The sequence below is a fragment of the Rhodococcus sp. IEGM 1370 genome, assembly GCF_033142325.1.
In the GTDB taxonomy this organism is placed as follows: domain Bacteria; phylum Actinomycetota; class Actinomycetes; order Mycobacteriales; family Mycobacteriaceae; genus Rhodococcoides.
The window spans coordinates 399,621-421,777 of record NZ_JAWLRY010000001.1 but is presented as its reverse complement, the minus strand read 5'-3'; the positions used below and the strand labels follow the sequence as shown (position 1 = coordinate 421,777).

The following is a 22,157-nucleotide window of genomic DNA, read 5'->3' as shown; positions in this document are numbered from 1 at the left end:
GCAAGGTCGGGTGAACAATGAACAGAACGCTGTATTCGATGCTCTGGATGATGGCGATCATCGCCCTCATCGCATTGATCTGGGGCACAGTCGGTTACGTGTACGCCGACGAACATCCTCTGCGCCGTGCGGCGTTCGTCGGTGGCGGAGTGTTGATCTCGGGCTGGCTGATCGTGCTCGCTGCCGTGGGCATCAAGATCTCGCGACTGAAAGCGCGGCGGAGAGCGAGCAACTCCGACGACGACCGATAGTCCGGCTGCGGTGCGGATTGAGAACGCCGCGGGCGGGTACTCCGCATCGAAGTCTCGACGCGCAATCGCCGGTCACCTGCTCGTCGAGTTCCTCTCAGTCAGTGCCGAGCAAGGGTTCTCGATGGTCAATCAGCGCAGTACGTCGAAGCAGCAGGGTGTGCCGGTACGTCCGGCGACTCGCGAGGAGTATCTGTCGACGTGGTCGACGCTGCACAACGGCATCGATCCTTCTGCTTCCGGGTTGGTCTCGGGTTGGCTTCGCGTCGTCTATGCGCTGAGCGCGCCGCTGGTCCGCGCGTCCGTATCCGCCCACGCGGTCACGCTGACCGCCGTCGTCGTGGCAGGAGCAGCAGTGGCCCTGTCTCGCCCCGGCACCTCGGCACCACTGATCGCGGCTGTGCTGATCGTGATCTCCGGCCTGCTCGACGGTATCGACGGTGGGGTCGCGATGATCGGTCGCTCCCAAACTCAGTGGGGGTACCTGCTCGATACCGTCGCCGATCGCTGCAGCGACCTGCTGCTCCTGGCGAGCGGTCTTGCGCTCGGAGCACCGATGCCGCTCGTCCTCGCGGTCGGTGTGACGACAATGCTGCACGAGATGGCCCGTGCCCGCGCGGTCGGTTCCGGCATCGAGGATGTCGGTTTTCTGACGGTGTGGGAGCGCCCCTCGCGGGTGATCGCGGCTGCGGTCACGGCGACGGTCGCCGGTGCCGCTCCGGCCGCCGCCGGATCATCGGCGACGATCGGAATGTCGGTGACGTGCGCGCTCGCAGTCGTCGGGTTCATGCAGTTGATGTTCGGGCTGCATCGACGGGCCGATCGAACTCGGCAGTGACCAGCCAGCCGGCCAGAGCCAGTACATGGAACACGAACATCCACAACATCATTGCCACTCCACCGCCGATCGCGGTGAGGCCTCCGAACGGCGCACCCAGGTCCACCGGTATCGCCAGGAACAAGATGAATCCGTGGACGAACCCGGTGACGATGGACGAGGTGACGAGTGATCCGACGATCAACGCCCGCCAGCCCACCGCACGTGGCGCAATCACGCGATAGGTCCATGCCAAGGGGACGGACAGGATCACCCACAGGCAGTTGAAGCCGAGGAACACGCGCGCCGCCATGGCACCGATTCCGCCGCCACCGGTCGTTGCTTCGAGCAACCGCGCTACGCAGAGGACGCCTGCCAGCAAGACAGGCGCTGCGGCGAAGAACGGCACCATCGCCAGCCGACCCCGCCAACCGGTGAACGATTCCCGGATCGGAGCGAACCGCACGATCGCCCGGCGCAGGCCCTCCCCGTAGAACGTCGCGGGAAAGATGGCGATCAGGACGCCGATCGGGCCGAGTTCGATTCCGGCAGTAGCCAGTCCGTCCACGGCCGCGCGAGCACCCAGGGCGTCGGGCAACAACGCCGACATGGCGTCGAAGCCACCGCGCACCCAGTCGGCCGACACCAGCAGAGCGCAGGCGCGGATGGTGAGGAGCAACAGCGGCACCACGGCGATGACGGCGTAGAAGGTCAGGCCGCCCGCGATCAAGGTGGTGTCCTCGCGGGAGAACCCGGCTTTGATCGCCTCGACTCCCCGCGCTGCCCTGGTGCGTATCGAGGTCATCTCGTGCGGGCACCGAAGTACAGGGCACCCGTCGACGGGTCATTCAAGGGTGACCTCCACTCCGTCGATGACCTTGAGGAACGGGCAGATCGAGGTCGCCTGCGCCAACACTGCTTCGGCGTCGTCGGTACCGGGAAGAGATACCGCGAGTGCGAACGTCGCGTCGTAGCCGGATGCGTCGGAGTCGGTGAGCACCACGGTGCCCTTCACTGCAAGCTCGTCGACGCTGCCCCCGACGGTTCCGAGCGCGATACGCAGAGATTCGACCAGGCAACTCGACAATGCGGCGGCCATCAGCTGTTCCGGGTTGGTGTGCTCCCCCGGCCCCCCGAGTTGCTTCGGTTCGCGCACACCGAGGGACAGCACCCCGTCGTCGGAGGTGACTCCCGTCGCGGTGGCAGAGACAGTTGCTGTGTACAGCTCGGTGTTCATCGATGTCGGATGTCCAGTCGGCAGCCGATCGAAACCGTCAGGTTCCGCACCTGCGGGACGAGGCCGACGGGTACGTGTCGCTGTTCACATATCGAACACATCAGTTTGGTCGAACCTACCGACGGGTAATGCTGCAATCAGGGCCGAGCATCACGCTGTGACCCACAGGCATCGGCCAGAGTAAATCGACCACCCGACCGAAAGGGGAGCACCATGAGCACATCGACGTTGATCGCCCAGTTGCGTGTCGCACTGCAGCTGACGAACACCGAAATCCAGATCGCCGAGACTCGCGTCGTTCAGGCGCGCACCGAGGCGGTACGCCGGGAGTTGACCCAGAACGCCGCGAACGGTCGCGACCGCGCCGCAGCCATCGAGGAAGCCCTTCGCGGACTCGGCGGACTGCCCGATCTCGTGTCGCCGTTCCTGGGACGCACGCTCGCCGCAGTCAAGGCAGTGGCCGAGCAAGCACAGCCGTTCAACGAGGCCCTGCTGGGCGATCTCGCCCTCGAGCAGCAGCTGCTGGGCCGCGCCAAGTACATCAAGGCTCTGGCCACCGCAGCGAACGAGCCCACCGTCGTCGCTCTGGCGACTCGGCTGGCCACGGCGCACAGCGCCACGGTGGAATGGCTCGAGACCGTCCTCGCGGAAGATGCACTGGGCGGACCCGCAGCACTGCGTCGCACCCCGTTCCAGGCCGCCGCAGGCACCGCGGTCAAGATCGTCAACGCGCCCGCAACCTGGTCGGCTCGCGGTCTCGACCGTGCACTGGACGCAGCTCGCGCTACCCCGGACCGCCTCGCCGGACTTCTGGGCCGCGGCGCTCACGCCGGTGACGTGGCAGTCAAGACGCTGACGGCAAGTCGCGATGCAGCACTCGAAGCAGCCGAGGACGTCACCCGCAGCGAGGGCGTCGATACCGTCGCCGACGCAATCCACACCGCGCGGTCGGCCAGCGGAACCCTGGACGCCGACGAGCTGCCGATCGCGGATTACGACGACCTGAACGTCTCGGACGCCGTCGCCGCCATCAAGGACCTCACCAACCCGACCGACGTTCGCACCGTCGTGACGTACGAAGAGGCACACAAGAACCGCCACGGAGTCGTGTCCGCAGGACAGACGCGCGTGGCAGCAATCGCCAAGGACGTCATCTCCATCGACTGACGAAGATGGATTGATCCTTCTGCGAATACCGATGCGGCCCGTGAACTTCCGGGCCGCATCGCTGTATTCGAAGGACGTCTCTAGGGCTTCAACAGCACCTTGATGGCACCGTCCTGCTTCTTCTGGAAGATGTCGTACGCATGCGGAGCCTCCTCGAGCGAAAGCTCGTGTGTGGCAAACGAGTCGACGCCGAGGGGATCGTCGTCACCGAGCAACGGCATGATGTCGTCGACCCATCTCTTGACGTTCGCCTGCCCCATCCGGAGCTGAATCTGCTTGTCGAACATGGTCATCAGAGGTAGCGGATCGGCCATGCCGCCGTACACCCCGATGATCGAGATGGTTCCGCCGCGGCGGACGATGTCGATTGCCGAGTACAGCGCGCCGAGTCGATCGACACCGGCCTTCTGCATCATCGGCGCGGCCACGGCGTCCGGAAGCATTCCGACGATCTGCTGTGCGAGTTTGCCGACCGGCGATCCGTGCGCCTCCATACCCACCGCATCGATGACCGAGTCCGTGCCCCGGCCGTCGGTCATCTCGCGGATGACGTCGCCGACGCCACCGCTGTGCTCGGCAAGGTTCACCGTCTCGATTCCCCGCGCTGCGGCGCGGGCGAGTCGCTCGGGTACGAGGTCGACGGCGATCACTCGCGCGCCCTTGTGCTGTGCGATGCGCGCTGCCATGTCTCCGATGGGCCCGAGTCCGAGGATGGTCACCGATCCCCCGTCGGGAATTGCCGCGTACTCGACGGACTGCCATGCGGTCGGCAACACGTCGGAGAGGTAGACGAATCGCGAATCCGGAGGTCCCTCCGGAACTTTGATGTGAGTGAACTGCGCCTGCGGGACGCGGAGGTACTCGGCCTGACCGCCGGGAACTTGCCCGTAGAGCTTGGAGAAGCCGAACAGTGCTGCACCCGTTCCCTGCTCGCGCACCTGCGTGGTCTCGCACTGGGTGTAGAGGCTCGAATCGCACATGTAGCAGTGCCCGCAGGAGATCTGGAACGGGATGACCACTCGGTCTCCGACTGCCAGATCGCCGGTCTGCGAACCGACTTCCTCGACGATGCCCATCGGCTCGTGGCCGAGGATGTCACCTTCGTCCATGAAGGCACCGAGTGTTTCGTACAAATGCAGGTCCGAACCGCAGATGTTGGTCGTCGTGATCTTCACGATCGCGTCTGTCGGCAGTTCTATCCGCGGGTCGGGAACGGTGTCCACGCCGACTTTCCTCTTGCCTTGCCAGGTCACTGCGCGCATATGGTCCTTCCGATGGAACGACCTCGAAGTTCGATGTCGTGCACTGCGCATTGCCTGTTGTGACAGGTCACAAACACAGAGGTCGTGAGTGGTTGGTACCGAGCGTCAGCGGGTAGCCACCACTATGACCGCGTTGTTCTCAGTCGATCCGTCCACCGCCCGCTGCCCTGCGCTGCCCACTCCCTGTGGGCCGATCTCCGATGCCATCACTCGGCGCCTGACCGCGGGTGAGCCGAACGGGACTGAGATTATGCCGACACCGACCGAGGTCGATCCCACGTCACGAGACGTGCAACTGTCACTTTTGATCTGCTACGAACTGCACTACCGCGGATTCGAGGGTGTCGCCGACGCCTGGGAATGGGATCCCGAACTCCTTCGACTGCGAGGAGCTCTCGAATCCGCCTTCCTGGCCTACGTACGGGAGAACGTGGAACCCGGCACCGACGCGGTTGCAGAGATGGACGCACTGTCCATCGAGGCCACTTCGGGAACCGGCCCGTCCTGGTTCCTGCGCGACGAGGGGTCATGGGAGCAGATGCGCGAATACTTCGTGCACCGATCCGTCTACCACCTCAAGGAAGCCGATCCGCATGCCTGGGCCATTCCCCGCTTGACGGGTCAGACCAAGGCTTCCTACGTAGCAGTGGAATTCGACGAGTACGGCGGCGGCAAAGGCGACCGCCTGCACCAGCATCTGTGGGCCGAATCGATGGTGGCCGCCGACCTCGATGCAACGTACCTCGGGTACGTCGACCGCGTCCCGGCGCAGACATTGGCGTGGGTCAATCTCATGTCGCTCTTCGGCCTGCACCGTGGTCTGCGCGGTGCCACCGTGGGCCACCTCGCGGCAACAGAGATCACCTCGTCTCCGGGCTCACAGCGCTACGTCCAGGGACTGCAGAGGCTCGATGCCCCCGCAGCATGCATCGCGTTCTACGCCGAGCACGTCGAGGCGGACGCCGTGCACGAGCAGGTACTACGTCACGATGTGGTCGGCACGCTCCTCCGCCACGAGCCCGAACTGGAGGCAGATGTGGTGTTCGGAATGCGTGCGCTGGATTTCGTCGAGAACGAGCTCGCCGACCACGTGATGAAACGGTGGTCTGCCGGTCAGTCCTCGCTGGACTGAGAGGGTCGCCGCTTGGCGCGGTGGCTCGTGTCGCACAGCGGGTAGTTCTTGCTGCGCCGACACGTGCACACCGCGACGACGAAGCGATCCGACTCCACCCGCGTACCGTCGTCGAGTTCGATGTTCACCGGTCCGTCGATCAGCATCGGTCCGCCGCGGACGATTCTCACCGTGGTGCGCGCACCTGCCGCGTCATCGCTTGTCGCCACGAACGACCACCAACTCCTCTGTTCGGCACCCCGGAGCCAATGCTCCGCGAGCTTCCAGCCATTCTGCGCGCCGGTGCATCACAGGCCCGAAATCGATGGTCTGCCGGCCCGCTTCCGTCACCGAGAATCCGTTGTCGGAGAGCATTCTCACGGTGCGGTGGGGGCCGGAGAACTCCGAATGGACGACGAGCAGCACGCCACCCGGCGCGAGCAGGTCGGCCGAGGCGCGACACAGCGGATCGAGCACCGTCCGGCCGTCCTCGCCCGCATCCCAGGCGCGGTGCAGGCCCATCCCCGTCGGAGGAAGCTCGGACGGCACGTACGGGGGATTGCACAGCAGGACGTCGAACGGTTCGAGCTCGGCGGCCTCTGCCAGGGAACCCAACCTGACGTCCACCTCGACGCCTACCGAGCGCGCGTTCCGCTCGGCGCAGTCGACAGCGCGGGGCGAGATGTCGAATGCCACCACTTCGCGCGCACCCAACAGTGCGGCAGTGATCGCCACGGCACCACTGCCGGTGCACATGTCCAACACTCGCGCGCCGGGGACGATGCCCGTCGTGGCGGCGATGTCACACAGCAGAAGCGAATCCTCCTGCGGTTCGTACACCCCTGGATCGGCGTGCACGGATGTCAATGCTCGGATGGAATCGGATTCGGCTGTCGTCATCGGCGTGCCTCCCACGGTGTCGCGATCGTTGTCGTATTCCCGTCGGACCCGCAGTCAAACCCGTTGCCGTTTCGAGGCTTACGAACACCCCACCCCGGGTAGTCCTGTGGAGCGTGGTTGAGGAGTAGCCCGCGGTCCCCGAATGTCGACTGTCGATTCCCCCCGTGCGCCGGGCGAGGAGTTCGGCTGCTCAGGAGTGTGTTCATGATCGTCGTACCGTCCATCACGCCCCCGCTCGCCGAAGTGATTCCGTCGCTGAACGCCTCGCAGAGCTTCGATACCGAGATGATGCTGTCGGTCGACGAGAGCGCGGGTTCCGACATCGTCGTCCGAGTGACCGGCACGATCGGCGACTCGGATGTCCCCCTCCTGGCCGAAACGCTCGGTGAAGCGGCCGAGCGCGGGCGAGCGTTGATACTCGACCTGTCGTCGGTGGCCGGAGCCTCGGCCGGTGTCCACTCCGTACTCGACGCCACCGCCATCCGACTCGGCCGGTGGAATCAGCAACTGTCAGTGATACTTTCGCCGGCACTGCAGCAGTCCGGCATCGGTCTCGTACCCGATCGAGTCGAGGTACGAGAATCGACGACCGGATCCGTGCTCGCGCCGACAGCAGACACCCGGTGATCCGTTCGATGACGACGAGGGCACGCACCGAAGCGCGGCAGGTGTCTCTGTGACCACCCCGAACACGACCTACGACGTGCTCGTCGTCGGCGGCGGCAACGCGGGCATCAGCGCGGCAGCACGACTGCTGAAGAAGGGCATCTCCGACGTCGCGGTGCTCGAACCCAAGAAAGTGCACACCTATCGCCCACTGCTCTCGTACGTGGGCTCCGGTCAAGCTGCTCTGACCGAGGCCGAGCGCACCCAGCGTTCGGTGATCCCGACCGGATGCGTCTGGCTCGAGGACTCGGCGACAGCGATCGACCCGGTGAATCGTCTGGTGCGCTGCGCGTCGGGCACCGAGTACGGCTACCGGGATCTCGTGCTCGGACAGGGTCTCGTCGTCGACACCGACGCGCTGCCCGGAGTGTGGGCCGCGCTCCGATCCCCCGCCGTCACCAGCAATTACCTCGACCGAGCCGAACGCACCTGGCAGCTGGTACGCGATCTGCCAGCCCATAGCAGGGCGGTGTTCACCGTGCCGCGGCCACCGGTCGGGTGCACCGGCACCACCCTCAAGCCGCTGTTCCTCGCGGCAGACCATTGGACCCGCACCGGCCGCATGCCGGGAATGGACATCACGCTGGTGGTGGATCGACACCGACTACTGGGTGTGCCGCAACTCGACAGCATCGTGATCGCACGACTACGCGAGCTCGGCGTGCGCATTCTGACCCGCACTGCGGTGACGGCACTGCACCCGGAGAGCGGACACATCACGGTCACGGACCACGACGGCATCGACGAGCGGCTCGGCTACGACATGCTGCACCTCGTACCGCCGTTCCGCGGTCCGAAGTGGCTGGAGGAATCGAACCTGACCGGGTCTTCCTCGCACGGTGTCGTCGACATCGACGGACGAACTCTGCGCCACCGGATCCATCCGGAGATCTGGGCCGCAGGTGACGGCGCAGCCATCGACACCGATTCCTCGGGTGGCGCACTGCGCAAACAGATTTCGATTCTCGTCGACAATGTGATCGCAGCGCGCAGCGGCACGCCGTTGTCGGAGTACGACGGCTACACCGTGGCCCCCATCCCGGTCGATGCACACCGCCTGATCGCTGCCGAGTTCGATCGCACCGGCACCCTGACGCCGTCGTTGCCGTCGTTCGTCGATCCGCTGAAACCCCGGCGCTCCGCCTGGGCGTTCGACCGTTACGGCCTACCGCTGTCCTACTGGAACATGATTCTCGCCGGCCGACTCTGACCGATCGGGCGAGCCCATGAACCCGTCGGGGTCACGGGCGACCACCCGGTGACCGTCGTCCTCCAGGGCGCGAAACGCATCATCCAGGAGCCGTCGAGCCGTGCCGTCGATTGCCCGTACCTCACTGAAATCGACTGTCGTACTGTCATTTTCGCCGAAACCGTGGACCATCCGGGCGATGATCGCCTCGGCACCCGCGAACCGAAGATCACCCTGCAGCTCCACTGTGGTCACACCCTCCGCCTCGGTCACGCTGCGGATGGCCGATTCGCCGCTGGGTGCCACATGCATCATGTGCAGACCCAGATCGCGCGAGAGCCTCTCGAACACCGCCACCCCACGGACGCTGTTGCCGTGCTCGTTCAGCCTCGGAGACAGCACAGCAATCCCCACCTGACCGGGCAACACACCGATGATCGCCCCGGCAACCCCGCTCTTGGCCGGAATACCCACGGACGCGAGCCAGCTGCCGCTGCCGTCGTACATTCCACAGGTGGCCATGACCGCCAACACGTGTCGATCGATCGCCGGGTCGACCACCTGTTCGCCCGTGCCGGGATCCTTCCCACCGTTCGCCAACACCGCGGCGATCCGGGCCAGATCGTTGCAGGTCACGGTCACCGCGCACTGACGTGCATAACCGTCGACGACATCGGCGGGCTCGGCTCCGAGATGGCCGACCGACTTCAACAGGTGCGCGATCGCGGTGTTCCGGTCGTCGGACTCGAGTTCTGCCTCGTACACCTGACGGTCGACGGAGAGTCCGCGGCCGGCCATCCGGCTCAGAAGGTCCGTCAATCGCCCTGCACGCTCTTCGCTTCCCTGGCCTCGAATCATCGAATGCACCGCCAGCGCACCGGCATTGATCAACGGGTTCCGCGGTCTTCCGGTCTCCGCTTCGAGGGATATCTCGTTGAACGAGTCTCCCGACGGCTCGACGTCGACGGCCTCGAGCAGCGCCTCGATGCCGTTGTCCTCGATGGCGAGAGCGTACGCGACCGCTTTGGCGATCGATTGGATCGAGAATTCGGTGTCGGTGTCGCCCGCTCCGTGCAGCGATCCCCCGACGGTGGCGAGTGCGACCGCGAACGTGTCGGGATCCGCCGAGGCCACTACCGGGTTCCCCTCGGTCACCGTCCCTCCGTCGAACTGTCTGCAGTCCTCCAACACGGAGGCGAGGTATTCGGGAACAGGCGATCTCATGTGTCCACGCTAGTCCTCGGCGAACAGGTCTTGACATCACGGCCGTACTGCCGCTTACACTCCTGGTTCCTCAACCGTTGTAGGGCCCCCTCCCGCAAAGATCGGATTCCTGACGTGCGATTGCGACGCCTGATCGCTGCCGACTCGACAGATCGTCTGGCCGTGTACGCACCCGAGTCGGGATCGTGGGTCGACCTCGATACCGCGGTGTCGACATTGGGTGCCGACGAATCTCTCCGCCCGCTCACCCGCACCGTGCTCGGGTTTCTCGATGCCGGCGAACGCGTGCGCGACGCGGCCTCTGCCGTGGTGCAGCGCGCCGTGTCCGAGGGAGTCGCGGTGATCGGCCGACCGGCACCGACCCTTCCGGTGGTCCCGGCGTCGCTTCGCTGCTTCCTCGGCTGGGAGGCTCACTGGGATCTGGCCGCGCACAACCTGGTTCGCCGCAACCTCCCGAAAGCTCTCCCGTTCATCCGCGGATTCGAGGCCGTCACTCGATCGACGTTTCCGGCGCTCCGTCCGGGGCCTGGGTTCGACGACCATCCGGTCTACTACACCGGCAACCACCTCACCGTCGTAGCCGACGAAGCTCCGGTCGAGTGGCCGTCCTACAGCCGGGCACTGGATTTCGAGCTCGAGTTCGGAGCCGTGGTGACCAGGCCCGTCCGCGACGTATCCGAGCGGCAGGCCACTGCTGCGATCGGTGGGTACGTGGTGTTCGACGACATCAGCGCCCGCGACACCCAGTGGGAGGAGCAGCGTCGCACCCCGTTCGGTCCGGTGGTCAAGACCAAGACTTTCGCCAGCTCCATGGGAGCCGACATCGTGACCGCCGACGACATCACGCCGTATCTGGATTCGTTGACGGCCACCGTCACCGTCAACGAGGAACTGTGGTCGACGACCGGCACCGCCGGTATGCGGTACTCGGCCGGCGAATCTCTCGCATACGCCAGCCGCGGCGAAAACGTCTACCCCGGTGAGTTGTTGACGTCCGGCACGCTTCCGCGCGGATGCGGCCTGGAACTCGACCGATGGATCGCCCCGGGCGATCGCGTCGAGCTGAGTATTCAACGGATCGGATCGGTCACCAACACGATCGGGACTCGCTGAACTCAGCGCTCGGTATCGGATTTGTCGGTGGAGGCATCCTGGAACATCTCCAGGAACGATCCGAAGCCGGATGCTCCCTTGCGTGGTTCGTCCATGTTGTGGTCGACGGCTCCTGCCGCCACCTCGTCGTGTGTCATGTCTTGTAGCTTGCCGCTCGCAAATTTCAGCGAATCAGGGACCGAGGACACGAATCGGCAACGAAAGATAACGGACCGATAACGACGAACTCGAAGCTATGGATGGATCGAGCACGGTTTCCATCCATAACTTCGAGTTCGGTCGAGAGAGTTAAGCCAGCTCGAAGCGATCGAGCATCATGACCTTGTCCCAGGCAGCGACGAAGTCCGCGACGAACTTGTCCTTGGCGTCGTCGCAGGCGTAAACCTCTGCGAGAGCGCGCAATTCGGAGTTCGATCCGAACACCAGGTCGTTGCGAGTTCCGGTCCACTTCTTCTCACCGGTCGCCGCATCCTTGGCTTCGTAGATGCCTTCCTCCGCGGCGGGGACCCATTCGGTGCCCATGTCGAGGAGGTTGACGAAGAAGTCGTTGGTGAGCGTTCCGACCTTGTCGGTCAGGACGCCGTGCGACGACTTTCCGAAGTTGGCTCCGAGCACACGCAGTCCGCCGACGAGCACGGTCATCTCGGGTGCACTGAGCGACAACAGGTTCGCCCGATCGACGAGGGAGTACTCGGCCGGAAGCTTCTGACCCTTGCCGAGGAAGTTGCGGAAACCGTCGGCCTTCGGCTCGAGATCGGAGAACGAATCGACGTCCGTCTGCTCCTGCGTCGCGTCCATGCGGCCCGGCGTGAACGGCACGCTGACACCCGACGCCTGCTCGAGTGCTGCGACGCCACCGAGAACGACGAGGTCGGCGAACGACACCGTTCCGGAGAACGACTGCTGGACTCCCTCGAGCACACGAATGACCTGTGCGAGCTCGTCGGGCTCGTTGACCTCCCAGCCTGCCTGCGGCTGCAGGCGCAGACGGCCACCGTTGGCACCGCCGCGCTTGTCGCTGACTCGGAACGACGACGCCGCGGCCCAGGCAGCCGAGATGAGCTGCTGCTGAGTCAGTTCGGAGTCGAGGATCGTCTTCTTGAGCTCGGCGATCTGCGCCTCACCGATCAGTTCGTGATCGACGGCCGGGATCGGGTCCTGCCAAAGCAGGGGCTCCGCCGGAACCTCGGGGCCGAGGTAACGCGAGACCGGGCCCATGTCACGGTGGGTGAGCTTGAACCACGCCTTCTGGAATTCCTCTGCGAGCTCCTCGGGGTGGTCGAGCCAGCGACGGGTGATCTGCTCGTAGATCGGGTCGACGCGCATCGCGATGTCGGAGGTCAGCATCGACGGGTGGCGACGCTTGGTGGGATCGGCGGGGTCGGGAACGAGATCTGCGCCCTCGCCGTTCTTCGGGCGCCACTGGTGCGCACCTGCGGGGCTCTTGTGGAGCTCCCACTCGAATCCGTACAGCGTCTCGAGGAAGCTGTTGTCCCACTGAGTGGGCGTGGGGGTCCAGATGACTTCGAGACCACTGGTGATCGCGTCCGCGCCGACGCCACTCTGGTAGCTGTTCTTCCAGCCCAGACCCATCTGCTCGATGGGTGCACCCTCGGGCTCGGCACCGATGTGCTCGTCGGGATCCGCCGCACCGTGCGTCTTGCCGAACGTGTGCCCACCGACGGCGAGTGCCGCGGTCTCGATGTCGTTCATGGCCATCCGGCCGAAGGTCTCGCGGATGTCCAGTGCGGACTGCACGGGGTCCGGGTTACCGTTCGGGCCCTCGGGGTTGACGTAGATAAGACCCATCTGCACTGCGGCCAAGGGGTTTTCGAGACTGGTGCGGTCGCCGTTGTAGCGCTCGTCGCCCAGCCAGGTCTGCTCGGGGCCCCAGTAGACGTCCTCGTCCGGCTCCCAGGCGTCGACGCGTCCGCCGGCGAAGCCGTAGGTCGGCAGACCCATGGACTCGATGGCCACGTTGCCGGTGAGCACGATCAGGTCGGCCCAGGAGAGCTTGCGGCCGTACTTCTGCTTGACCGGCCAGATCAGACGACGAGCCTTGTCCAGGCTGGCGTTGTCCGGCCAGCTGTTCAGGGGGGCGAAGCGCTGCATGCCCGCTCCGGCTCCACCGCGCCCGTCCTGCTTGCGGTACGTGCCTGCGGCGTGCCACGCCATGCGAATGAAGAAGGGGCCGTAGTGACCGAAGTCGGCAGGCCACCAGGGCTGCGAGTTGGTCATGAGGGCTTCGATGTCGCGCTTGACCTCGGCGAGGTCGAGGGAGTTGAACTCGGCGGCGTAGTCGTAATCTGCACCCATCGGGTCGCCGACGGCCGGGTTCTTCTTGAGAATCTTGAGGTTCAGAGCCTTGGGCCACCACTCGCGGTTGCCGCCACCCTCGACGGGCATCGGCATCGAATCGTGCATGACCGGACACTTGCCACCCGACTCCTGTGGCTGATCCTCGTTCATCTCTTTTTCGCGTGTTGTGTGATCTTGTGACACGTGCTTCCTTCCGAAGTGTGACGATCGGGCTGTGATCGAGGTCGATTCACGAACTCTGCTGTGTTCGAGAACCGGGAGGGAACGAAACAGGAGCTGTCGACTGCCCTCGAGCAGCCGAACACTGTGCGCAGAAGCCCCAGTAGATGACTTCCGCCTCGTCGATCGTGAAACCGACGGAGTCCGATGCGGTGAGACACGGCGTTTCGCCGACCGCGCAGTCCACGTCGGCGATGACACCGCAGGAGCGGCACACCGCGTGGTGATGGTTGTCGCCGACACGAGATTCGTACCGAGCAGGAGATCCTGCCGGTTCGATTCGCCGTACCAGGCGCGCCGCGGTCAACGCATTGAGCACGTCGTACACGGTTTGCCGCGACACCTCGGGCAGCACCGATCGCACGAGCCCGAGGATCGTGTCGGTGTCTGCATGAGGATTGGATCCGACGACCTCGAGCACCGCGACCCGCGGACGGGTCACGCGCATGTCGGCGGTGCGTAACAGCTCCGCGTACGGTGAGATCGGCATCACAGCAATACTATCCTCCGCTTTTCTGGACAAAGTCAAGTATGCAGACGAATTCGCCGAATGTCGACCGCAACGACGCTCGACGCGTCACCTCGGAGCCGACACGACTCCCACTGTTCGTTTGTCGGTCACTCCCCCGTGGCCTCGAACCCGATCCCAGGCCGGGTCGGAGACGGCCGCACCTGTGCGGCCTCGATCAGCGCCTTCCGTTCCACTGCTTCTCGATGCCGCGCAACACCTCGAGCGTCCGAGCAGAATCGGCATCGACAGCCATCCTCGACCGAGCGCGCTCGAGCGCACGCTCGGCCCGCGTCACCGCGCGGTGCCCCGAGTCGGTGGCCTCGACCATGTACTGCTGCCGATTTCGCGGATTGACGCTCCGCGCCAGCAGCCCCGCCTCGACCAGACTTGCCGTCGTGGCGGTGATACTCGTCCGGTGTCGCACCAGCTCCCGCGACAGCGCACTGTAGGACATCGGCCCTCGTCTGCACACCAGTTCCAGTACCTCGTACCTCGCCCAGCTGAGCCCCTGCGCGTCCAGTGCCTCTGCCAGACGAACCCGCGCGGCCGACGCCATACGCAGCACCGTGGACACGATTTCGAGCTCGGTCGAATGCACCGGAGAGCTACCACCGTCGAACGATTCAGCGAGGGCAGTCATCGAACACCCCCTACTTGATCTCTGCGAGGACGGTGCCTTGGGTGATGGCGTCGCCTGCGGTGACGGTCAGGCCGGTGATGGTGCCTGCTTTGTGGGCGTTGACGGGGTTTTCCATTTTCATTGCTTCGAGGACGGCGATGAGGTCACCGGCGTCGACGGTTTGGCCTTCGTCGACGGCGACTTTGACCACGGTGCCCTGCATGGGTGCGGTGACCGAGTCTCCGGATGCGGCACCTGCTCCGGCACCACCACGGGTGCGGGCTTTGGGCTTACGCCGTACCGCGCCCGCAGGCCCTCCGCCGTTACCGCCGCCGAGGGACAGTTCCCCGGGCAGGGAGACCTCGACACGTCGGCCACCGACCTCGACGACCACGGACTGCCGCGGCAGTACCTCGTCGTCGTCGATGGGTTGTCCGGCGGTGAACGGGGGAACCTGGTTGTCCCATTCGGTTTCGATCCACCGGGTGTGCACCGAGAAGGAGTCGCCGTCGCCGATGAACGCCGGATCGGAGACCACCGCGGCGTGGAACGGAATCACCGTGGCAAGTCCTTGGACATCGAATTCGGCGAGCGCTCGACGTGAACGGGCGAGGGCTTCCTCGCGGGTCGCTCCGGTGACGATGAGCTTGGCGAGCATCGAGTCGAACTGGCCACCGATCACCGAGCCGAATTCGACACCGGAATCGACGCGCACACCGGGTCCCGACGGCGCACGGAAGGTGGTGACCGGTCCGGGTGCGGGTAGGAAGCCGCGTCCGGCGTCTTCGCCGTTGATCCGGAACTCGAACGAATGCCCCCGCGGTTCGGGATCGTCGGTGATGGACAGTTCTTCACCGTTGGCGATCTTGAACTGCTGCAGCACCAGGTCGATGCCGGAGGTTTCCTCGGTGACGGGATGCTCGACCTGCAGACGGGTGTTCACTTCCAGGAACGACACGAGGCCGTCCTGGCCGACGAGGTATTCGACGGTGCCGGCACCGTAGTAGCCGGCTTCGAGGCAGATGGCTTTCGCGGAGGAGTGGATTTCTTTGCGTTGGGCGTCGGTGAGGAACGGGGCGGGTGCTTCTTCGACGAGTTTCTGGAAGCGGCGTTGCAGGGAGCAGTCGCGGGTGCCGGCGACGATGACGTTGCCGTGTTGGTCGGCGATGACCTGAGCTTCGACGTGGCGGGGCTTGTCGAGGTAGCGCTCGACGAAGCATTCTCCGCGCCCGAACGCCGCGACTGCTTCGCGGGTGGCGGAGTCGAACAGTTCGGGGATTTCCTCGCGGGTGCGGGCGACTTTCATGCCGCGTCCGCCGCCACCGAACGCGGCTTTGATCGCGATGGGTAGGCCGTGTTCGTCGACGAAGGCGAGGATTTCGTCGGCGTCCTTGACGGGCTCGGAGGTGCCGGGGACCGAGGGTGCTTTGGCGCGGGCGGCGATGTGGCGGGCGGTGACCTTGTCGCCGAGGTCGCGGATGGACTGTGGGGACGGTCCGATCCAGATCAGGCCGGCATCGATGACGGCTTGGGCGAAGTCGGCGTTCTCGGAGAGGAATCCGTAGCCGGGGTGGATGGCGTCGGCCCCGGACTTGGTGGCTGCGTCGATGATCTTGTCGATCACCAGGTACGACTCCGCGGAGGTTTGACCGCCGAGCGCGAACGCTTCGTCGGCCAGACGGACGAACGGGGCGTCGGCATCGGGTTCGGCGTACACAGCGACACTGGCCAACCCGGCATCGGCCGCAGCCCGGATCACCCGCACCGCGATCTCACCACGATTGGCGACAAGAACCTTCGAGATTTTCTTATGGGAAGTCGAGGTAGTCATGTACTGAAATTCCTTCACTGGCCATATCGGGCATTGACGAAAAGAGCTGGGGCACTGTTGAGTCCGTAGCGATGCATGTCTTCCGGGCGACCCCACAGATCGATCGGGGCCGGCAACTCCTCGGCCACCGACGGCTGCGCGGCAGTCAAAACCGCAACGACAGCAGCGATCTCGGCGTCCGTCGGACTTCCGCGAAACGACCAACTGACAGACGCCGCAGCATGATTCGCTTCGTTCATAGTGGGATGTTTCCGTGTTTCTTGGGTGGGAGGGTGACTTGTTTGCGTTCGAGTAGTCGTAGTGCGGTGACGATCTGGCCGCGGGTGTGGCTGGGGGGTATGACGGCGTCGAGGTAGCCGCGTTCGGCGGCGATGTAGGGGTTGACGAGGGTGTCTTCGTATTCCTGCTGCAACCTCAGGCGCAGGGCGTCGACGTCCTCCCCGTTCTTGGCGGCTTCGAGCAACTGTTTGCGGTAGACGAACCCGACGGCGCCGGAGGCTCCCATGACGGCGATCTGCGCGGTCGGCCAGGCGAGGTTGACGTCGGCTCCCATGTGCTTGGAACCCATCACGTCGTACGCGCCGCCGTACGCTTTGCGGGTGATGACGGTGATCTTCCCGACGGTCGCTTCGCCGTAGGCGTAGAGCAGTTTCGCGCCGCGTCGGATGATGCCGTTGTATTCCTGCCCGGTGCCGGGCAGAAACCCGGGAACATCGACCAGGGTGATGATCGGGACGTTGAAGCAGTCGCAGGTCCGCACGAACCGGGCTGCTTTCTCGGAAGCATCGATGTCCAACGTTCCGGCGAACTGGGTGGGTTGGTTGGCCACGATTCCCACCGATCGGCCGTCGATGCGCCCGAACCCGACGATGATGTTGCGGGCCCGGCCTTGTTGGACTTCGAGGAATTCGTCGTCGTCGAGGATCCGGGTGATGACCTCGTGCATGTCGTAGGGGGTGTTCGGTGAGTCGGGGATCAGGGTGTCGAGTTCGAGGTCCTCGGCGGTCAGATTGTCTTCGATGGACCCGGCGATCGGGTCCGAGGGTGCGGTGCGGGGAGCGTCGGCGCGATTGTTCGACGGTAGATACGACAGGAGGTCGCGGACGTAGTCGAGGGCGTCTTGTTCGCCGGATGCGACGTAGTGCGCGACCCCGGATTTTTCCATGTGGGTGTGCGCGCCACCGAGTTCTTCCATGGTGACGTTCTCGCCGGTGACGGTTTTGATGACGTCGGGTCCGGTGACGAACATCTGGCTCGTGCCGTCGACCATGACCACGAAGTCGGTCAGTGCCGGGGAGTAGACGTGCCCGCCGGCGGCGGGTCCCATGATCACCGAGATCTGGGGGATGACTCCGGAGGCGCGGACGTTGCGGTGGAAGATCTCGCCGTACAGTCCGAGGGAGACGACGCCTTCCTGGATGCGGGCTCCGGCGCCTTCGTTGATTCCGACCAGGGGGCGTCCGGTTTTGACGGCCAGGTCCATGACCTTGACGATCTTCTCGCCGTAGATTTCGCCCAGCGAGCCACCGAAGACGGTCGCGTCCTGGGAGAACACGCACACATCGCGGCCGTCGACGGTGCCGTAGCCGGTGACGACACCGTCACCGAAGGGCCGATTGTCCCCGAGCCCGAAGTTCTGGGAGCGGTGCCGGGCCAGGGCGTCGAGTTCGACGAACGAGCCCTCATCGAGCAACGCGGTGATCCGCTCGCGGGCGGTGAGCTTGCCTTTGGCGTGGACCTTGTCCACCGCTGCCTCACCGGACGGAATCTCCGCAACCGCGAGACGTTTACGAAGATCGGCCAATTTACCCGCAGTGGTATGGATATCGGGTTCGGTCGTGGTCATGAAGGTGTCCCCTACGGTTGCTTGTTCGGGCGTGTCGAGTGGGTTCTGATGTCAGCTGGTTGCGAGCGATCGGGCGATCACCAGACGCTGAATCTGGTTGGTGCCCTCGAAGATCTGGGTGATCTTGGCGTCGCGCATGTATCGCTCGACGCGGAAGTCGCGGGTGTAGCCGTAGCCGCCGAAGACCTGCACCGCGTCGGTGGTCACCTTCATGGCCGCATCGGTGGCGATGAGCTTTGCCACGGAGGCGTTGCGCGAGTAGGGAAGTCCGGCGTCACGCCGACGGGCGGCGTCGAGGTAGGTGGCGCGGGCGGAGTCCACCGCGGCCGCCATGTCCGCCAATACGAAACCGAGGCCCTGGTGGTCGATGATCTTCTTGCCGAACGCCGTACGCTCCTGGGCGTACTTCACCGCGTCATCGAGTGCCGCCTGGGCGATTCCCACTGCTACAGCGGCGATTCCGAGCCGTCCGGCGTCGAGCGCGCTGAAGGCGATCTGCAGCCCCTGCCCCTCCGCACCGATTCGCCACTCGGTGGGGACGTGCACGTTGTCGTAGTGCGCCGAGGTCGTCGGGACGGCGTGCAGCCCCATCTTCTCCTCGGGCCTACCGAAGCTCAGGCCGTCGGTTCCGTCCGGAACGAGGAAGCACGAGATCCCCTTGGATCCTTCGCCTGTTCGGGCGAACAGGTTGTAGAAGTCGGCCACTCCACCGTGCGTGATCCACGCCTTCGAACCGTTCACCGTGTAGCCGCCCTCGGTCGGGGTGGCCTTGCAACTGAGTGCGGCAGCGTCCGAACCGGCCTGCGCCTCGGACAACGAGTAGGCACCGATCTGAGCCCCACCGAGCATGTCGGGAAGCTTGTCGGCTTTCTGTTGGTCGGTACCGAAGGCCATCACGGGATAGCAGGCCAGACCGTGCACGCTCACTGCAACGGCCACTGCCGCCCAGCGCGACGCCAGTTCTTCGAGGACCTGGAGGTAGACCTCGTACGGTTGGCCACCACCGCCCCATTCCTCCGCGTACGGCAGGCTCAGCAGTCCTGCCTCACCCAGGGTGGCGAACACATGGTCCGGGTACGCCTCACGCCGCTCATGATCGTCGACGATCGGGTCGAGCACCTTGTCTGCCACGTCGCGGGTCAGCGCGATGAGGTCGCGCGCTTCGGCAGTGGGCAACAGACGATCGACGGGCACGTGGAAAACCTCCGGGAAGTTCGGATCAGTACTGCCGGATGATCCGCAGTACTGATGCACAGTACTGCACAAGGCGATGCAGTACCATCCCTGATGTGAACGCACCCGTGACCTCGCACGCCACGGCACGCCGTTCCGAGCTCTTCGACCAGCTCGTGAGCCTGTTTCTGGCAGAGGGCTTCGCCCACCTGACGCTCGACACCATCGCGGCCCGCCTCCGATGCTCCAAGTCCACGCTGTACACACTGGCGTCGAGCAAGGATCAGCTCGTCGGCGGTGCCACAGTGCACTACTTCAAGTCCATGACCACCCAGGTCGAGAACGCGGTCGCCGAGGTGGACGGCACCCGCAATCGCATCACCACGTATCTCACCGCCGTCGGCGCGGCCCTGGAATCGGCGTCCGAGCAGTTCATGACCGATCTGGCATCTCTCGAATCCGCTCGTTCGGTGTACGAACGCAATACCGCGATCGCCGCTCGGCGTGTTCAGGAGTTGATCAGCGAGGGCGTCGCCAGCGGTGAAGTACGAGACGTGCACGCCGCATTCGTCGGCGATGTCGCCTCCTCGGTCATGGTGCGCATCCAGACGCGTGAGGTGTTTCGCCTGACGGGTTTGAGCGACGGCGACGCCTATCTCGAATTGGCCAAGCTCTTGACCGCTGGAATCGGCGCCTAGCGGGAGCCGGGAATGAATCCACCTCGACACACGCTGCAGTACTGTGAACTTAGTTGATCCTTCAACGAAAGAGCGCGTGATGAAGAAGATCGGATTCTTGTCCTTCGGACATTGGTCGGCATCCCCACAGTCGCAGACACGGTCTGCGTCGGACGTGCTGCTGCAGTCCATCGACCTCGCGGTCGCAGCCGAAGAGCTCGGTGCCGACGGCGCGTACTACCGCGTCCATCACTTCGCCAACCAACTCGCGTCGCCGTTCCCCCTGCTCGCCGCCGTGGGTGCCAAGACGAGCACCATCGAGATCGGCACCGGCGTCATCGACATGCGGTACGAGAACCCGTTCTACATGGCCGAGGACTCGGGCTCTGCCGACCTCATCTCCGGCGGACGGTTGCAACTCGGCATCAGTCGGGGATCGCCCGAGCAGGTCATCGAGGGTTACCGCTACTTCGGCTACGCACCCGCCGACGGTTCGGATCATGCCGATATGGCGCGTGAGCACACCCGCATCTACCTCGACCTCCTGGAAGGCAAGGGCTTCGCGCAGCCCAATCCACGACCGATGTTTCCCAACCCACCCGGACTGCTGCGCCTCGAACCGCACTCCCCCGGATTGCGTCAGCGCATCTGGTGGGGTGCCGGAACTCGCGAGACCGCCGAGTGGACCGCGCGCCAGGGTATGAACCTGATGAGCTCGACACTGCTGAGCGAAGACACCGGTGTGCCGTTCCATCAACTGCAGGCCGAGCAGATCGAACGATTCCACAAGACGTGGAGCGATGCAGGCCACGATTTCGCACCGCGAACGTCCGTGAGCCGCAGCATCTTTCCGATCGTCAGCGATCTCGATCGGGCCTACTTCGGCCGAGAGGGCACCGGCGACGACCAAGTCGGCTACCTCGACGGCGGCAAAGCACGGTTCGGCAAGACCTACGCGGGCGAGCCCGACCGGCTGATCGAGGAACTGGCCACCGACGAAGCGATCGCTGCCGCAGACACTCTGCTGCTCACCGTCCCCAACCAACTGGGCGTCGACTACTGCGCTCACTTGCTCGAGACACTGCTGCGCGACGTCGCTCCCGCCCTGGGGTGGCGTTGATCACCTGCTGAGCAGCGGCGTTTGGCTTCGGTGAACGTGGGTACTGGCAGCAGGTTCACCCACCCCACCTGCCAGGAGTTCCCATGCTCAAACGCGACGTATCCGCGCGCCTCGATGTAGACATCACCGCAGCCACCACGCTCGAATTCCAGATCGCAGTCGCACCGCACCCAGGTACGACGGTCACCGAGTCACTGTCCTTCGTCCTCGACGGTAACCCCATCGAGGCCAAGGAAGTGAGCGGACCGCACGGCAACCGGATCCACGTCATGCCTGCCGACGTCGGCAATCTGCAGGTCTCGTACGACGCCACCATTCTGGGCAACACCACCCCGGCTCCGGTCACCGACTACGACATGTCGCTCTATCTCCGGCCGAGCCGGTACGCCGAGGCCGACAAGTTCTACGGGTTCGCCGCAACCGAATTCGGCGACTACGCGGACTCCGAGGAACTGCTGGCGAAGATCTCCGCATGGGTGGGCGCACGTCTGAATTACGTTCCGGGAAGCAGCGATCCGATCGACGGAGCCGTCGACACATTGCTCGCCGGACAGGGTGTCTGCCGGGACTACTCGCACCTCGTGGTCGCCATGCTGCGTGCGGTCAACGTTCCGGCTCGGCTGGTGGCGGTGTACGCACCCGGCTGCGATCCGATGGACTTTCACGCCGTCGCCGAGGCGTTCGTGGGCGGCCAGTGGCGTGTTGTCGATGCCACCTGCCTCGCCCCTCGCTCGACGCTGGTGCGAATCTCGGTCGGTCGCGATGCTGCCGACACCGCATTCCTGGACAACCACAAGGGTGCGATCACCCTGAACAGTTCGGTCGTGACCGCTGTCGTCGACGGCGAGCTGCCTCAGGACGACATCACCGAGCTGGTCTCTCTCACCTGATGCTCCGAGCGAACACTG

At 64.9% G+C, this 22,157-nt stretch carries 24 protein-coding genes; 10 read left to right on the top strand and 14 right to left on the bottom strand.

Features of this window, described 5'->3' with window-relative positions:
* The first annotated feature begins 17 nt into the window (after positions 1–17).
* Together R4P47_RS02110 and R4P47_RS02105 are read left to right on the top strand one after the other, a co-directional pair.
* Positions 18–251: a hypothetical protein gene (locus tag R4P47_RS02110; RefSeq protein ID WP_231893824.1), complete on the top strand. Its 234-nt coding sequence runs from the start codon at positions 18–20 to the stop codon at positions 249–251.
* A 10-nt stretch (positions 252–261) separates the two neighbouring features.
* Positions 262–1,086, top strand: coding sequence for a CDP-alcohol phosphatidyltransferase family protein (locus R4P47_RS02105; RefSeq protein WP_317547501.1), 825 nt, complete (start codon positions 262–264; stop codon positions 1,084–1,086).
* Here the strand turns inward: R4P47_RS02105 and R4P47_RS02100 are convergent.
* The gene (locus tag R4P47_RS02100) at positions 1,034–1,870 is read right to left on the bottom strand and encodes a YihY/virulence factor BrkB family protein (RefSeq protein ID WP_317783986.1); all 837 of its coding nucleotides are present in this window, start codon (positions 1,868–1,870) and stop codon (positions 1,034–1,036) included. The genes R4P47_RS02105 and R4P47_RS02100 overlap by 53 nt on opposite strands.
* A gap of 39 nt (positions 1,871–1,909) precedes the next feature.
* Positions 1,910–2,302, bottom strand: a complete 393-nt coding sequence (locus R4P47_RS02095) for an OsmC family protein (protein WP_094639042.1) — start codon at positions 2,300–2,302, stop codon at positions 1,910–1,912.
* Between the two features lie 213 nt (positions 2,303–2,515).
* Between R4P47_RS02095 and R4P47_RS02090 the strand changes: the two genes are divergently transcribed.
* A complete protein-coding gene (locus tag R4P47_RS02090; RefSeq protein WP_149405264.1) occupies positions 2,516–3,469 on the top strand; it encodes a ferritin-like domain-containing protein in 954 nt (317 codons plus the stop codon).
* Between the two features lie 80 nt (positions 3,470–3,549).
* Here the strand turns inward: R4P47_RS02090 and R4P47_RS02085 are convergent, their stop codons facing one another.
* Entirely contained in the window at positions 3,550–4,731 is a 1,182-nt protein-coding gene (locus tag R4P47_RS02085; protein ID WP_149405263.1) for a zinc-dependent alcohol dehydrogenase, read from the bottom strand.
* 124 nt (positions 4,732–4,855) lie between these two features.
* Here R4P47_RS02085 and R4P47_RS02080 point away from each other — a divergent pair, with 124 nt between their 5' ends.
* Positions 4,856–5,863 carry an iron-containing redox enzyme family protein gene (locus R4P47_RS02080; RefSeq protein ID WP_317783985.1) on the top strand — a complete coding sequence of 336 codons (1,008 nt, stop codon included), beginning with the start codon at positions 4,856–4,858 and terminating at the stop codon, positions 5,861–5,863.
* Here the strand turns inward: R4P47_RS02080 and R4P47_RS02075 are convergent.
* Positions 5,845–6,009: a CDGSH iron-sulfur domain-containing protein gene (locus R4P47_RS02075; protein WP_149405611.1), complete on the bottom strand. Its 165-nt coding sequence runs from the start codon at positions 6,007–6,009 to the stop codon at positions 5,845–5,847. The genes R4P47_RS02080 and R4P47_RS02075 overlap by 19 nt on opposite strands.
* A gap of 46 nt (positions 6,010–6,055) precedes the next feature.
* A complete protein-coding gene (locus R4P47_RS02070; RefSeq protein WP_068050316.1) occupies positions 6,056–6,742 on the bottom strand; it encodes a HemK2/MTQ2 family protein methyltransferase in 687 nt (228 codons plus the stop codon).
* A 204-nt stretch (positions 6,743–6,946) separates the two neighbouring features.
* On the opposite strand from R4P47_RS02070, the gene R4P47_RS02065 reads away from it, so the two are divergent.
* A complete protein-coding gene (locus tag R4P47_RS02065; RefSeq protein WP_317783984.1) occupies positions 6,947–7,369 on the top strand; it encodes a hypothetical protein in 423 nt (140 codons plus the stop codon).
* A 49-nt stretch (positions 7,370–7,418) separates the two neighbouring features.
* A complete protein-coding gene (locus R4P47_RS02060; RefSeq protein ID WP_317783983.1) occupies positions 7,419–8,618 on the top strand; it encodes an FAD/NAD(P)-binding oxidoreductase in 1,200 nt (399 codons plus the stop codon).
* On the opposite strand, the gene glsA is transcribed toward R4P47_RS02060, so the two are convergent.
* Entirely contained in the window at positions 8,574–9,821 is a 1,248-nt protein-coding gene (gene glsA / locus R4P47_RS02055) for a glutaminase A (RefSeq protein WP_317783982.1), read from the bottom strand. The genes R4P47_RS02060 and glsA overlap by 45 nt on opposite strands.
* A gap of 114 nt (positions 9,822–9,935) precedes the next feature.
* Between glsA and R4P47_RS02050 the strand changes: the two genes are divergently transcribed.
* Positions 9,936–10,934: a fumarylacetoacetate hydrolase family protein gene (locus R4P47_RS02050; protein ID WP_317783981.1), complete on the top strand. Its 999-nt coding sequence runs from the start codon at positions 9,936–9,938 to the stop codon at positions 10,932–10,934.
* Positions 10,935–10,936: 2 nt separating this feature from the next.
* Here R4P47_RS02050 and R4P47_RS02045 read toward each other — a convergent pair whose 3' ends face one another.
* The 8 genes from R4P47_RS02045 to R4P47_RS02010 all read right to left on the bottom strand — a co-directional run bounded on the left by R4P47_RS02045 (position 10,937) and on the right by R4P47_RS02010 (position 19,473).
* A complete protein-coding gene (locus R4P47_RS02045; RefSeq protein WP_317547513.1) occupies positions 10,937–11,071 on the bottom strand; it encodes a hypothetical protein in 135 nt (44 codons plus the stop codon).
* A gap of 151 nt (positions 11,072–11,222) precedes the next feature.
* Positions 11,223–13,403: a catalase/peroxidase HPI gene (katG, locus tag R4P47_RS02040; RefSeq protein WP_317783980.1), complete on the bottom strand. Its 2,181-nt coding sequence runs from the start codon at positions 13,401–13,403 to the stop codon at positions 11,223–11,225.
* A 79-nt stretch (positions 13,404–13,482) separates the two neighbouring features.
* Entirely contained in the window at positions 13,483–13,962 is a 480-nt protein-coding gene (locus R4P47_RS02035; RefSeq protein WP_068050305.1) for a Fur family transcriptional regulator, read from the bottom strand.
* Positions 13,963–14,158: 196 nt separating this feature from the next.
* The gene (locus R4P47_RS02030; RefSeq protein ID WP_068050303.1) at positions 14,159–14,623 is read right to left on the bottom strand and encodes a MarR family transcriptional regulator; all 465 of its coding nucleotides are present in this window, start codon (positions 14,621–14,623) and stop codon (positions 14,159–14,161) included.
* 10 nt (positions 14,624–14,633) lie between these two features.
* Positions 14,634–16,433, bottom strand: a complete 1,800-nt coding sequence (locus R4P47_RS02025; protein WP_317783979.1) for an acetyl/propionyl/methylcrotonyl-CoA carboxylase subunit alpha — start codon at positions 16,431–16,433, stop codon at positions 14,634–14,636.
* 14 nt (positions 16,434–16,447) lie between these two features.
* Positions 16,448–16,672, bottom strand: coding sequence for an acyl-CoA carboxylase epsilon subunit (locus tag R4P47_RS02020; RefSeq protein ID WP_317783978.1), 225 nt, complete (start codon positions 16,670–16,672; stop codon positions 16,448–16,450).
* Positions 16,669–18,279, bottom strand: a complete 1,611-nt coding sequence (locus tag R4P47_RS02015) for an acyl-CoA carboxylase subunit beta (RefSeq protein ID WP_269594282.1) — start codon at positions 18,277–18,279, stop codon at positions 16,669–16,671. The genes R4P47_RS02020 and R4P47_RS02015 overlap by 4 nt, the downstream gene beginning before the upstream one ends.
* Positions 18,280–18,330: 51 nt before the next feature.
* Positions 18,331–19,473, bottom strand: coding sequence for an acyl-CoA dehydrogenase family protein (locus R4P47_RS02010; RefSeq protein ID WP_094668771.1), 1,143 nt, complete (start codon positions 19,471–19,473; stop codon positions 18,331–18,333).
* 95 nt (positions 19,474–19,568) lie between these two features.
* Between R4P47_RS02010 and R4P47_RS02005 the strand changes: the two genes are divergently transcribed.
* The 3 genes from R4P47_RS02005 to R4P47_RS01995 all read left to right on the top strand — a co-directional run bounded on the left by R4P47_RS02005 (position 19,569) and on the right by R4P47_RS01995 (position 22,139).
* Positions 19,569–20,150, top strand: a complete 582-nt coding sequence (locus R4P47_RS02005; RefSeq protein ID WP_230074079.1) for a TetR/AcrR family transcriptional regulator — start codon at positions 19,569–19,571, stop codon at positions 20,148–20,150.
* A 79-nt stretch (positions 20,151–20,229) separates the two neighbouring features.
* The gene (locus R4P47_RS02000) at positions 20,230–21,249 is read left to right on the top strand and encodes an LLM class flavin-dependent oxidoreductase (protein ID WP_317532151.1); all 1,020 of its coding nucleotides are present in this window, start codon (positions 20,230–20,232) and stop codon (positions 21,247–21,249) included.
* Between the two features lie 83 nt (positions 21,250–21,332).
* Positions 21,333–22,139 (top strand): transglutaminase-like domain-containing protein, encoded by an 807-nt coding sequence (locus tag R4P47_RS01995; protein WP_068283468.1) that lies wholly within the window; start codon positions 21,333–21,335, stop codon positions 22,137–22,139.
* Positions 22,140–22,157: the final 18 nt, after the last annotated feature.

Coding starts and splice junctions, on each gene's coding strand:
- R4P47_RS02085 (WP_149405263.1), bottom strand. CDS start 4,731: ATGCGCGCAGTGACCTGGCAAGGCAAGAGGAAAGTCGGCGTGGACACC.
- R4P47_RS02070 (WP_068050316.1), bottom strand. CDS start 6,742: ATGACGACAGCCGAATCCGATTCCATCCGAGCATTGACATCCGTGCAC.
- R4P47_RS02110 (WP_231893824.1), top strand. CDS start 18: ATGAACAGAACGCTGTATTCGATGCTCTGGATGATGGCGATCATCGCC.
- R4P47_RS02000 (WP_317532151.1), top strand. CDS start 20,230: ATGAAGAAGATCGGATTCTTGTCCTTCGGACATTGGTCGGCATCCCCA.
- R4P47_RS02025 (WP_317783979.1), bottom strand. CDS start 16,433: ATGACTACCTCGACTTCCCATAAGAAAATCTCGAAGGTTCTTGTCGCC.
- R4P47_RS02080 (WP_317783985.1), top strand. CDS start 4,856: ATGACCGCGTTGTTCTCAGTCGATCCGTCCACCGCCCGCTGCCCTGCG.
- R4P47_RS02035 (WP_068050305.1), bottom strand. CDS start 13,962: ATGCCGATCTCACCGTACGCGGAGCTGTTACGCACCGCCGACATGCGC.
- R4P47_RS02045 (WP_317547513.1), bottom strand. CDS start 11,071: ATGACACACGACGAGGTGGCGGCAGGAGCCGTCGACCACAACATGGAC.
- R4P47_RS02095 (WP_094639042.1), bottom strand. CDS start 2,302: ATGAACACCGAGCTGTACACAGCAACTGTCTCTGCCACCGCGACGGGA.
- R4P47_RS02030 (WP_068050303.1), bottom strand. CDS start 14,623: ATGACTGCCCTCGCTGAATCGTTCGACGGTGGTAGCTCTCCGGTGCAT.
- R4P47_RS02090 (WP_149405264.1), top strand. CDS start 2,516: ATGAGCACATCGACGTTGATCGCCCAGTTGCGTGTCGCACTGCAGCTG.
- R4P47_RS02065 (WP_317783984.1), top strand. CDS start 6,947: ATGATCGTCGTACCGTCCATCACGCCCCCGCTCGCCGAAGTGATTCCG.
- R4P47_RS02100 (WP_317783986.1), bottom strand. CDS start 1,870: ATGACCTCGATACGCACCAGGGCAGCGCGGGGAGTCGAGGCGATCAAA.
- R4P47_RS02020 (WP_317783978.1), bottom strand. CDS start 16,672: ATGAACGAAGCGAATCATGCTGCGGCGTCTGTCAGTTGGTCGTTTCGC.
- R4P47_RS02075 (WP_149405611.1), bottom strand. CDS start 6,009: ATGCTGATCGACGGACCGGTGAACATCGAACTCGACGACGGTACGCGG.
- R4P47_RS02015 (WP_269594282.1), bottom strand. CDS start 18,279: ATGACCACGACCGAACCCGATATCCATACCACTGCGGGTAAATTGGCC.
- glsA (WP_317783982.1), bottom strand. CDS start 9,821: ATGAGATCGCCTGTTCCCGAATACCTCGCCTCCGTGTTGGAGGACTGC.
- R4P47_RS01995 (WP_068283468.1), top strand. CDS start 21,333: ATGCTCAAACGCGACGTATCCGCGCGCCTCGATGTAGACATCACCGCA.
- katG (WP_317783980.1), bottom strand. CDS start 13,403: ATGAACGAGGATCAGCCACAGGAGTCGGGTGGCAAGTGTCCGGTCATG.